Origin of the sequence: Streptomyces sp. CT34 (genome assembly GCF_000805335.1) — a bacterium.
In the GTDB taxonomy this organism is placed as follows: domain Bacteria; phylum Actinomycetota; class Actinomycetes; order Streptomycetales; family Streptomycetaceae; genus Streptomyces.
The window spans coordinates 5962791-5972814 of sequence record NZ_KN708638.1 but is presented as its reverse complement, the minus strand read 5'-3'; the positions used below and the strand labels follow the sequence as shown (position 1 = coordinate 5972814).

Here is a 10024-nt window from a genome sequence, read left to right as displayed (position 1 = left end):
TTGGCGGCCCCCCCCGCCGCTGCGCCTGCGGCGGGCTGAGTCCGCTGCGCGGGGCTGTCGGGTGCGGTGACGGGCCTCCGGGGCCGGTGTGCAGGACTGCTGCGCTTTACGTCCTGCACACCGGCCCCTCCGGCCCGTCCCCTCCCGTGGGTGGTGGGAAAGACGGTGGGTGGCGGTGTGGTCAGGGGCGTTTCAGTGGTAGTTGGGCGCCCATGACCGCGTACGGCATGGGGGCGCTCGGGAACAGGACCCGGCGGGCGATGTCCTGGTAGCCGAGGGAGCGGTACAGGCCGCGGGCCGGGCTTTCGATGTCGATGGCCGAGAGGATGCTGCGGGGTTCCTCGGCCTCGTCGGTGATGCGGGTGATCAGTGCGCGGCCGACGCCCCGGTGCTGGTAGGCGGGGTGGACGTGGAGTTCGGTGATGACGAAGGAGTCGTCGAGCCAGTGGTCCAGGCCCTGGCTGCGCAGATAGGGCTCGACGACGGTGGACCACCAGTGGCTGCGGTCGTTGGGCATGCCGTAGACGAAGCCGATGAGCCGGCCGGCGGGGGTGGTGGCGCCGAGGGCGCGGGCGCCGGTGCAGCCGAGGTGGCGCAGCACGATGTGCCGGCGGACGGCGATCTCCTCGTCACCGAGGCCGAAGGCGAGGGCCTGTACGGCCAGCGCGTCGTCCACGCGGGCAGCGAGATCGAGGGGGCCGACCGCGACGTCATCCATGGTCGGAGCGTACAAGGCGGCGGCTCAGAACAGTACGCTCATGAATGCGCCGACTTCCTCGAAGCCCACCCGGCGGTAGGCGGCGCGGGCGGCGGTGTTGAAGTCGTTCACGTAGAGGCTGACGACCGGGGCGACGTCGCTGAGGGCATAGCGCAGGACGGCGGCCATCCCGGTCTCGGACAGGCCCTTGCCGCGGTGTTCGGGGGCGACCCAGACGCCCTGGATCTGGCAGGCGAGCGGGGTGGCGGCGCCGATCTCGGCCTTGAAGACGACCTGGCCGTCCTCGATGCGGGCGAACGACCGCCCGGCGCCGACGAGTTCGGCGACCCGGGCCTGGTAGAGGAGACCGCCGTCGCCGGCCATCGGGGAGATGCCGACCTCTTCGGTGAACATCGCCACGCACGCCGGCATGATCAGGTCCAGCTCGTTCTTGCGGATCCGCCGGACGTACGGGTCGGGGGTGATCTCGGCGGACGGGCTGCGGGTGACCATCAGGGGCTGGTGGGCGCGGATCTCGCGGGCCGGTCCCCAGTGGGGCTCCAGCAGGGACCACAGTTCGGCGGTGGGGCCGGCCGGGCCGACGATGGAGGAGCAGCGGCGGCCCTGGCGGCGGGCGCGCTCGGCGAAGCCGCGGATCGCCTCGGGGGTGGCGCCGACGGGGACGAGGTTGGCGCCGGCGTAGCAGAGGGATTCCAGCCGGCCGCCGACGTACCAGCCCCACATCTCGCCGCCGAGCCGCCAGGGGTCGAGGCCGGCGACCTGGACGCGGGCGGCGACGAAGGCGTTGGCGACCGGTTCGCGGTCCAGGACGGCGAGGGCCGCGTCGAGCTCCCCGGGCTCCAGAACCTTGATGGTGGTGGTCGTCAGCACGTGTCGGAAAGCCTCACCGGTGCGGGCCTGGGAGGCCAGGCGGGAGCAGGTCCTGGCACTGTACCTCCACCTGCGCGAAAGCACCTGGCCCGCTGCGTACGGGCTTTCGCGGGGGCGTGCGGGAGTGCGCGCGGGCGCGTACGAGCCCCGCGGCCCGGGCGGGCGGCGGGGCTCGTGAGGGAGGGGGTCAGCCCGCGGTGGTGACGACCGGCTCGCCGGAGGCGACGCCGTCGGCCTCCATCTGCGCGGCGATCTTCATGGCCTCTTCGATGAGGGTCTCGACGATCTTCGACTCGGGGACGGTCTTGATGACCTCGCCCTTGACGAAGATCTGGCCCTTGCCGTTGCCGGAGGCGACGCCGAGGTCGGCCTCGCGGGCCTCGCCGGGGCCGTTGACGACGCAGCCCATGACGGCGACCCGGAGCGGGACCTCCATGCCCTCCAGGCCCGCGGTGACCTCGTCGGCGAGCTTGTAGACGTCGACCTGGGCACGACCGCAGGACGGGCAGGAGACGATCTCCAGGCGGCGCGGCCGGAGGTTGAGGGACTCCAGGATCTGGATGCCGACCTTGACCTCCTCGACGGGCGGGGCGGAGAGCGAGACCCGGATGGTGTCGCCGATGCCCTCGCTGAGCAGGGCGCCGAAGGCGACCGCGGACTTGACGGTGCCCTGGAAGGCGGGGCCGGCCTCGGTGACGCCGAGGTGGAGGGGGTAGTCGCAGGCGGCGGCGAGCTGGCGGTAGGCGTTGACCATCACGACCGGGTCGTTGTGCTTGACCGAGATCTTGATGTCGCGGAAGCCGTGCTCCTCGAAGAGCGACGCCTCCCAGAGGGCGGACTCCACCAGGGCCTCGGGGGTGGCCTTGCCGTACTTCTGGAGCAGTCGCCGGTCCAGGGAGCCGGCGTTGACGCCGATGCGGATCGGGGTGCCGGCGTCGGAGGCCGCCTTGGCGATCTCCTTGACCTTGTCGTCGAACTGCTTGATGTTGCCGGGGTTGACGCGGACCGCGGCGCAGCCGGCGTCGATCGCGGCGAAGACGTACTTCGGCTGGAAGTGGATGTCCGCGATGACCGGAATCTGGGACTTCTTGGCGATGACCGGCAGCGCGTCGGCGTCGTCCTGGGTCGGGCAGGCGACCCGGACGATCTGGCAGCCGGAGGCGGTCAGCTCGGCGATCTGCTGGAGCGTGGCGCCGATGTCGGAGGTCCGGGTGGTGGTCATCGACTGCACCGAGACCGGTGCGTCGCCGCCCACGGCGACCGAACCGACCTGGATCTTGCGGCTGACCCGGCGGTCGGCGAGCTTCGCCGGTACGTCCGGCATTCCCAGTGCAATGGCAGTCATCTGGTGAGCAACCCCAAGGTGTGGATCTCGTCCCGGATTCGGTGGGCTCCGGACCATCGAGATTACGGCACGGAGGTTGCCACCGGCACATCGAACCCTTATGCCCCCTCGAAAGGGGACGGCCGGGCACGCCCGCTCGGTCGCAGGGTGCCCGGCCGTGGCCCACGGACGGCCCTACGTCAGTTTCACCGGGTTCACCACGTCCGCGACCAGCACGAGCAGCGTGAAGCAGACGAAGATGCCGGCGACGACGTACGCGATGGGCATCAGCTGGGCGACGTCGAAGGGGCCGGGGTCCGGGCGCCGGACGACCCGGGCGAAGGCCCGCCGGACCGACTCCCACAGGGCCCCGGCGATATGGCCGCCGTCCAGCGGCAGCAGCGGCAGCATGTTGAACAGGAACAGCGAGAGGTTGAAGCCGGCGACCAGGAAGAGCATGGTCGCCACCCGCTGCTCCGGCGGGATGTGGAGCGAGAAGACCTCGCCGCCGACCCGGGCCGCGCCGACCACGCCCATCGGGGAGTCCTGCTTGCGCTCGGCGCCGTTGAAGGCCGCGTTCCACAGGTCCGGGATCTTGCCGGGGAGGCTTATCAGGGACTCGGTGCCCTGCTGGACCATGTTGCCCATGCGGTCCACGGACTGGCCGAAGGACTGCTTGACGATGCCGCTGGCCGGGGTGAAGCCGAGGAATCCGGCGCTCACGTACTTGCCGGGGACATAGCCGCCGTGACCGTCGGTCTCGGCGACCTTGTTCTCGATGAGGTCGGCGTGCAGCGTCTGCCGGGCGCCGTGCCGCTCGACGACGATGGTCGCCGGCCCGGTGGTCCTGCGGATCCGGTCCTGGAGGGTGTCCCAGTCCGGGACGGCGCGGCCGTTGAAGGAGACGATCCGGTCGCCGGCCCGCAGGCCCGCGGCCTTGGCCGGGGAGTCCTTGGCGCCGGCCGGGCACTTGTCGGACTTGGCGGAGGCCGCGATGACGCAGTCCGAGACGGAACCGACCTGGGTGGTCTGGGTGTTGATGCCGAAGCCCATCAGCACGCTCATGAAGATCACCACGGCCAGGACCAGGTTCATGAACGGCCCGGCGAACATCACGATCACGCGCTTCCAGGGCTTGCGCGTGTAGAACAGCCGGTGCTCGTCGCCGGGCTGGAGCTCCTCGAAGGCGGCCGAGCGGGCGTCCTCGATCATGCCGCGGAACGGCGAGGTGGAGCGGGCCTGGAGCTTCCCGTCGTCGCCGGGCGGGAACATGCCGATCATGCGGATGTAGCCGCCGAGCGGGACGGCCTTGATGCCGTACTCGGTGTCGCCCTTCTTGCGGGAGAAGATCGTCGGCCCGAAGCCCACCATGTACTGCGGCACGCGGATGCCGAACATCTTGGCCGTGGAGAGGTGGCCGAGCTCGTGCCAGGCGATGGAGAAGAGCAGGCCGACGACGAAGACGACTATGCCGAGGATGGTCATCCAGGTCGTCATGCGCGAGCCTCCGATGGGGTGTGAGCCGCCCGGGCGGCCAGTTCGCGGGCGCGGGCGCGCGCCCAGGTCTCCGCTTCCAGGACGTCCGCGACCGTCAGGGAAGTTCCCTCGGCGGGCGTGCCGCTCGGCTGCGCTCCGCCTTGGCTCTTGTTCATCACCACTCCGGATGCCAAGCCTTCGTCGACCACTGCCGCGACCGTATCGACAATCCCTGTGAACGGCAGCCCGCCGCCGAGGAAGGCCGCGACGCACTCCTCGTTCGCGGCGTTGAAGACCGCCGGGGCGGTGCCGCCCAGCGCGCCGACGCGGCAGGCCAGCGGCACGGACGGGAAGGCCTCCTCGTCCAGCGGGAAGAACTCCCAGGTCTGCGCGGTCGTCCAGTCGACGCCGGGGGCGGCGTCCGGGACCCGCTCGGGCCAGCCGATGCCCAGCGCGATCGGCATACGCATGTCGGGCGGGCTGGCCTGGGCCAGGGTCGAGCCGTCGGTGAACTCCACCATCGAGTGGATGTAGGACTGCGGATGGACCACGACCTCGATGCGGTCGAAGGGGATGTCGAAGAGCAGATGCGCCTCGATGACCTCCAGGCCCTTGTTGACCAGGGTCGCGGAGTTGATGGTGACGACCGGGCCCATGGACCAGGTGGGGTGGGCCAGCGCCTGCTCCGGCGTGACACCGGCCAGCTCGCGCCTGGTACGGCCGCGGAACGGGCCGCCGGAGGCGGTGACGACCAGTTTGCGGACCTCGGCCCGGGTTCCGCCAGCCAGCGCCTGGAAGAGCGCGGAGTGCTCGGAGTCGACCGGGATGATCTGGCCGGGCTCGGCGGCGGCCTTGACCAGCGGGCCGCCGACGATCAGCGACTCCTTGTTGGCGAGGGCCAGCACCCGGCCCGCCTTCAGGGCGGCGAGGGTGGGGGCGAGGCCGATGGAGCCGGTGATGCCGTTGAGGACGGTGTGGCAGGGCCGGGCGGCGAGCTCGGTGGCCGCGTCGGGGCCGGCCAGGATCTCCGGCACCGGTTCGCCGGCGCCGTAGCTCGCGGTCAGCGCCTCGCGGAGCGCGGGCACCGTCTCCTCGCGCGACACCGCGACGGCGGCGACCCGCAGCCGGTGCGCCTGCTCGGCGAGCAGATCGACCCGGCCGCCGGCCGCGGCGAGCGCGGTGACCCGGAAGCGGTCGGGGTTGCGCAGCACGATGTCGATCGCCTGGGTGCCGATCGAACCGGTCGAGCCGAGGATCACGATCTCCCGGGGGCCTCCCGGGTCGGTACGGGCCGGCTCGAAGCGCAGGTGCGGATGGGCGAGGGTGTCCGTCATGCGGTCCATTGTGGCCGGTCGGCGGGGCACCTCGGCCACCGAGGGCCACGGCGCCTCGTACGGGCGACCCGCGGGCCGCCCGTACGAGCGCGGTGCGGCTACCGGATCGGGCGGCGGGCGTTGTCCTTCAGGCTCGGGCCGGGGGTGGCGTCGGCGATCCAGGGGCCGTCGCCGCTGGGGTCGATGACGCCCTCCTCCAGCCAGCTGTAACTGCCGCCCAGGACACCGGCGACGACCTTGCGGTCCAGTGCGTCGGTGTTGGTCCACAGCCGGCCGAACAGCTCCTCGACGCGGATCCGGGCCTGCCGGCAGAAGGCGTCGGCGAGTTGGTACGCCTCGCGGCCGTGGTCACTGGTCAGCCGCAGGTGCTCGGCCCGTACGCAGGCCGCGCTCATCGCGAACAGCTCCGCGCCGATGTCGACGATCCGGCCGAGGAAGCCCTGCTTGGTCTCCATCTTCCCCTGCCAGCGGGACATCGCGTAGAAGGTGGACCGGGCGAGCTTGCGGGAGCTCCGCTCGACATACCGCAGGTGGCCCGCCAGTTCACCGAACTCCTGGTACGTGCGCGGAAGTTGGCCGGGTCCGGCGACGAGCCTGGGCAGCCAGCGGGCGTAGAAGCCGCCGGCCCTGGCGGCGGCCCGGCTCTTGTCGGCGAGGGACTTGTCCGGGTCGATGAGGTCGCCGGCGACCGACAGGTGGGCGTCGACCGCCTCGCGGGCGATCAGCAGGTGCATGATCTCCGTGGAGCCCTCGAAGATCCGGTTGATCCGCATGTCGCGGAGCGCCTGCTCGGCCGGGACGGCGCGTTCGCCGCGGGCGGCGAGCGAGTCGGCGGTCTCGAAGCCGCGGCCACCGCGGATCTGGACCAGCTCGTCGGTGATCCGCCAGCCCATCTCCGAGCCGTAGAGCTTGGCGAGGGCGGCCTCGATGCGGATGTCGTTGCGGTTCTCGTCGGCCATCTGCGAGGAGAGGTCGACGACGGCTTCCAGGGCGAAGGTGGTCGCGGCGATGAACGAGATCTTGGCGCCGACCGCCTCGTGCCGGGCGATCGGGTGGCCCCACTGCTCCCGGGCCGCGGACCACTCGCGGGCGATCTTCAGGCACCACTTGCCGGTGCCGGCGCACATCGCGGGCAGCGAGAGCCGTCCGGTGTTGAGCGTGGTCAGCGCGATCTTCAGGCCGGCGCCCTCGGGGCCGATGCGGTTGGCGGCCGGGACCCGCACCTGGTGGAAGCGGGTGACGCCGTTCTCCAGGCCGCGCAGGCCCATGAAGGCGTTGCGGTTCTCGACGGTGACGCCGGGCGCGTCGCCCTCGACGACGAAGGCGGTGATGCCCCCCTTGCTCCCCTTGCCCGCCTCGCGCCCCTCGGAGGCGGGCACCCGGGCCATCACCACCAGCAGGTCGGCGACCACGCCGTTGGTGGTCCACAGCTTCACGCCGTCGAGCACGTAATCGTCGCCGTCGCGGACGGCCGAGGTGGCGAGCCGGGCCGGGTCCGAGCCGACGTCGGGCTCGGTCAGCAGGAACGCGGAGATGTCCGTCCTGGCCAGCCGCGGCAGGAAGGTCTCCTTCTGCTCCTGGGTGCCGAAGAGCTTCAGCGGCTGGGGTACGCCGATCGACTGATGCGCGGACAGCAGCGCGCCGATCGCCGGGCTGGCCGAGCCGGCCAGGGCGAGCGCGCGGTTGTAGTAGACCTGGGTCAGCCCGAGGCCGCCGTACTTCGGGTCGATCTTCATGCCGAGGGCGCCGAGCTCCTTGAGCCCGTTGACGGTCTCGTCCGGGATCCGCCCCTCGCGCTCGATCCGGGCACCGTCGACCTCGGTCTCGCAGAACTCCCGCAGCGTGGCGAGAAACTTCTCGCCGCGCCGTACGTCGTCGGCCGCCGGGGTGGGGTGCGGATGGATGAGGTCGAGCCGGAAGCGCCCCAGGAACAGCTCCTTGGCGAAGCTGGGCTTGCGCCATGCCTGCTCGCGGGCCGCCTCGGCGACCTGGCGCGCTTCGCGCTCGGAAACGTTGCGGATGGACGGAGCGGTCATCAGGAGCTCACCTCGCCGCGGATCGGGAGTTCTGCACCGGCGGGCCGGTCGGCCGCCGGACAGTGCTACTTGTGAGAGTTACCCGATCCGCACGGGTTGCACCAGTGGAGGCGCGGGGCGGCACCGGCCCCAGGAGCGGGTACCCGCCACGGGTGATTCATCCGGCGACATGCGCCGCGCGGCACGGTGCCGCGCGGCGATCACGCCGTCGGTACGGCACGGTGAGAGCCGGCACCGCGCGCGACCGACACCGCCCTTCGGGGCGGGTGGCACACCGGGCCGGCGGTACGCGGGCCGCGGCTCCTCCCCTGCGGCACGCCCCAGGGGAGAACGGGGGCGCGGCGCGCTCCGAACAGGGTGCGGAGCGCGCCGCGCCGGGGCCGACGCCGGGGGGTGCGCCGGCCCCGGGACCTGGCGGGCGGTACGGACCGTGGGATGGCCGTCGCTGTCCACCGGACCAGGCCGGTCGGTACGGGACCGGACCTGTGGAAGCGCCCGGTTCTACAGGTCCAGTCCGGTGAGCACCAGGACCCGCTCGTAGGTGTAGTCGTCCATCGCGAAGCGCACGCCCTCGCGGCCGACGCCGGACTGCTTGACGCCGCCGTACGGCATCTGGTCGGCGCGGTAGGACGGCACGTCGCCGATCACCACACCGCCGACCTCCAGGGCGCGGTGGGCGCGGAAGGCGGTCCGGGTGTCGTGCGTGAACACACCTGCCTGGAGGCCGAACTTGGAGTCGTTGACGGCCGCGAACGCCTCGTCCTCCCCGTCGACCTTCTTGAGGGTGAGCACCGGGCCGAAGACCTCCTCGCAGGCCAGGATCGCGTCGGCGGGCACGTCCTCCAGCACGGTCGGCGCGTAGGAGGCGCCGTCGCGCTTGCCGCCCGCCAGCAGCCGGGCGCCGCGCTGCACGGCGTCGTCCACCCAGGACTCGACGCGCTTGGCGGCGTCCTCGCTCACCAGCGGGCCGACCTCGGTCGCGTCGTCCGACGGGTCGCCGGTGACCTGGGCCTCGACGGCCGCGACGATCTTGGGCACCAGCCGGTCGTAGACGGAGGCGTCCGCGATGACCCGCTGCACCGAGATGCAGGACTGGCCGCCCTGGTAGTTGGAGAAGGTGGCGATGCGCTGCGCCGCCCGGTCCAGGTCCGCCTCGGAGGACCAGTCGGGCAGGACCACGGCCGCGCCGTTGCCGCCCAGTTCCAGGGTGCAGTGCTTGCGCGGCACCGAGTCGAGGATGGCGTAGCCGACCTTGTCGGAGCCGGTGAAGGAGATGACCGGCAGCCGCTCGTCCTGGACCAGCGCCGGCATGCGGTCGTTGGGGACCGGGAGGATCGACCAGGAGCCGGCGGGCAGGTCGGTGCCGGCGAGCAGCTCGCCGATGATGAGGCCGGAGAGCGGGGTGGCCGGGGCCGGCTTGAGGATGATGGGGGCGCCGGCCGCGATGGCCGGGGCGATCTTGTGGGCGCAGAGGTTCAGCGGGAAGTTGAACGGCGCGATGCCCAGGACCGTGCCGCGCGGGAAGCGGCGGGTGAACGCGAGCCGGCCGGTGCCGCCCGGGTCGGTGTCCAGGCGCTGCGCCTCGCCGCCGTTGAAGCGGCGGGCCTCCTCGGCGGCGAACCGGAAGACCGACACCGCGCGGCCGACCTCGCCGCGGGCCCACTTCATGGGCTTGCCGTTCTCCGCGGAGATCAGCCGGGCGAGCTCCTCGGCCCGCTCCTGGAGCCCGCGCACCACGTGGTCCAGGGCGGCGGCCCGCACGTGGGCGGGGGTCGCGGCCAGTTCTTCCTGGACGGCGACGGAGGCGGCGACGGCCTCCTCGACCTGAGCCTCGGTGGGAACGCTCACCGTGCCGACGAGGCGTCCGTCCCAGGGGGAGGTGACATCGAAGGTGGCCTCGCCGGTGGCCTGACGGCCGGCGAGCCAGAAGGCGGTGGGGGCTGCAGCAGTGTTCGGCACAGTGGATCCCGGCCCTTCAGTGGTGGTGGGTGGTGCGCGCAGCTCGGGGAGCGGCTCTGCGATTGACTCTGCAGCCCACCGTAGGGGCGCGGCACCGTCCTGGCGCTTGTCCGAAGCGGCGAAATCCGGTGCCGTGTCTCTCCGCGGTGGAGTCAGCGGTGGAGTCGGCGCGGCGGGAAGCGGCGGTCCGCCGCTTCCCCGGGCCAGGGCCCGTCCGACCCCGACCCACCGGACCGGACCTACTCCCCCGGCGGTGCCGACGTCGCCTTCAGGGCCAGCCACAGCTCCATGCGGACGTCCGGGTCGT

At 72.2% G+C, this 10024-nt stretch carries 7 protein-coding genes; all 7 read right to left on the bottom strand.

Going from position 1 to position 10024, the window contains the following annotated elements; genetic code table 11:
* Window positions 1–181: 181 nt before the first annotated feature.
* Entirely contained in the window at window positions 182–718 is a 537-nt protein-coding gene (locus tag RZ84_RS26160; RefSeq protein WP_043270865.1) for a GNAT family N-acetyltransferase, read from the bottom strand.
* Window positions 719–742: 24 nt separating this feature from the next.
* Window positions 743–1588, bottom strand: coding sequence for a GNAT family N-acetyltransferase (locus tag RZ84_RS26155; RefSeq protein ID WP_043266352.1), 846 nt, complete (start codon window positions 1586–1588; stop codon window positions 743–745).
* Between the two features lie 187 nt (window positions 1589–1775).
* Window positions 1776–2933 carry a flavodoxin-dependent (E)-4-hydroxy-3-methylbut-2-enyl-diphosphate synthase gene (gene ispG / locus RZ84_RS26150; RefSeq protein WP_078894194.1) on the bottom strand — a complete coding sequence of 386 codons (1158 nt, stop codon included), beginning with the start codon at window positions 2931–2933 and terminating at the stop codon, window positions 1776–1778.
* Window positions 2934–3107: 174 nt separating this feature from the next.
* Complete coding sequence (locus tag RZ84_RS26145; protein ID WP_043266350.1) at window positions 3108–4409, bottom strand: M50 family metallopeptidase; 1302 nt, start codon at window positions 4407–4409, stop codon at window positions 3108–3110.
* Window positions 4406–5722: a 1-deoxy-D-xylulose-5-phosphate reductoisomerase gene (dxr, locus tag RZ84_RS26140; RefSeq protein ID WP_043270864.1), complete on the bottom strand. Its 1317-nt coding sequence runs from the start codon at window positions 5720–5722 to the stop codon at window positions 4406–4408. The genes RZ84_RS26145 and dxr overlap by 4 nt, the downstream gene beginning before the upstream one ends.
* Window positions 5723–5820: 98 nt before the next feature.
* Window positions 5821–7758: an acyl-CoA dehydrogenase family protein gene (locus RZ84_RS26135; protein WP_043266349.1), complete on the bottom strand. Its 1938-nt coding sequence runs from the start codon at window positions 7756–7758 to the stop codon at window positions 5821–5823.
* A 501-nt stretch (window positions 7759–8259) separates the two neighbouring features.
* Window positions 8260–9717 carry an aldehyde dehydrogenase family protein gene (locus tag RZ84_RS26130; RefSeq protein ID WP_043266348.1) on the bottom strand — a complete coding sequence of 486 codons (1458 nt, stop codon included), beginning with the start codon at window positions 9715–9717 and terminating at the stop codon, window positions 8260–8262.
* Between the last annotated feature and the right edge of the window lie 307 nt (window positions 9718–10024).